Origin of the sequence: Microbacterium sp. K35 (assembly GCF_004794375.1) — a bacterium.
Lineage (GTDB): Bacteria > Actinomycetota > Actinomycetes > Actinomycetales > Microbacteriaceae > Microbacterium > Microbacterium sufflavum.
Window position 1 is genome coordinate 1 of sequence record NZ_SSDM01000075.1, and the last position, 1158, is coordinate 1158.

2 protein-coding genes and 1 pseudogene are annotated in these 1158 nt (G+C 73.8%); 2 read left to right on the forward strand and 1 reads right to left on the reverse strand.

Annotation, left to right across the window (positions count from 1 at the left end):
* Positions 1-235: pseudogene (locus tag DW299_RS01975) on the forward strand (SGNH/GDSL hydrolase family protein); the annotation flags it as partial.
* Here DW299_RS01975 and DW299_RS01980 read toward each other — a convergent pair.
* Positions 207-743 (reverse strand): VOC family protein, encoded by a 537-nt coding sequence (locus DW299_RS01980; RefSeq protein ID WP_136033413.1) that lies wholly within the window; start codon positions 741-743, stop codon positions 207-209. The pseudogene DW299_RS01975 and the gene DW299_RS01980 sit on opposite strands and share 29 nt — an antisense overlap.
* Before the next feature lie 95 nt (positions 744-838).
* On the opposite strand from DW299_RS01980, the gene DW299_RS01985 reads away from it, so the two are divergent.
* A partial coding sequence (locus DW299_RS01985; RefSeq protein ID WP_342589043.1) for a DUF6597 domain-containing transcriptional factor occupies positions 839-1158 on the forward strand: 320 nt, incomplete at its 3' end.

Below are 1158 nucleotides of genomic sequence, written 5' to 3' on the forward strand. Positions count from 1 at the left end.
CTCTTCCGATCTCGCCGCCGTGCAGGCGGAGGCGGCCCGCCGCGCGGGGGCCGAGCCGGTCGATCTGCGCCGCGCCGTGGGGCCGCTGTTCTTCGACGAGCCGGAGGCGATGTTCAGCCTCGACCGGTTCCACCCGAGCCCGCTCGGCTACCGGCGCACCGCGGAGGCGCTGCTCCCCGCCGTGCAGCGGGCGACCGTCGTCGCGCTCAGCTCGCGTCGGCCTGCCCCGCGCTGAACGACGCCGCCCATTCGGCGACGCGGCGCGCGCTCTCCTCGTCCGAGAGGTCTTCGACCCTGGTCATGATCGACCATCGCACGCCGAAGGGGTCGCGGATGCTGGCGAAGCGGTCGCCCGACACGAAGTGCATCGCGGGCTCGCGCACGGTGGCACCGGCGGCCACGGCGCGCTCGACCACGGCGTCGACGTCGGGCACGTAGAGGCCGAGGGAATAGCAGGCGTCGTCGCCGGCGGGCGGCGGCACGAGGTGGTAGTCGGGACTGGGCTCGCCCAGTTGCAGTCGACCGGTGCCGAAGTCGAGGTCGGCGTGGGCCACGACGTCGCCGAACTCGGTCACGTCGATCACGCGGGCTCCGAACACGTCGCGGTAGAACGCGAGCGCACCGGCGGCGTCGGGGATCGCGAGGAACGGGGTGAGCGAGGTCACGCCGTGCGGGCGGCCGTCGGTCGTGTGCGCACCGGTCACGCCGGTGACGGGCAGGTCTGCGGGTGTCTGATCGGTCATGTCGCCACGGTAGATCGCGCGGCGCGCCGGGCGCTTGAAGATGCGCGACACGGGCGCCACGGCGTCGCGTCGGCGGTGCCCCCTACGCTGAGCGCATGGTGAATCCGACCAGGGGTGTGCTGTATCCCGCGCGATTGCCGCAGTTCCACCGCCTGCCCGCTCCGCCCGAGGTCCGGCACCTCGTGGCGTGGTTCTGGATCCCGGAGTGGGACATCGAGCCCGGACGCTCCTCCCGGCAGGAGGTGGTGTCGTATCCGGCGCTCAACCTCGTGGTCGAGCCCGACGCCGTGACGCTGTCCGGCGCGACCACCCGCCTGTTCCACCGCGACCTGAGCGGGCGCGGCTGGGCCGTCGGCGCCCTCCTGCGTCCGGCCGCGGTGCCCGCGCTCGAGCCCGATCCGGCAGCCCTCGTCGA

Excerpts from the sequence above, each read along its gene's own strand:
- DW299_RS01980 (WP_136033413.1), bottom strand. The coding sequence starts at position 743 with ATGACCGATCAGACACCCGCAGACCTGCCCGTCACCGGCGTGACCGGT.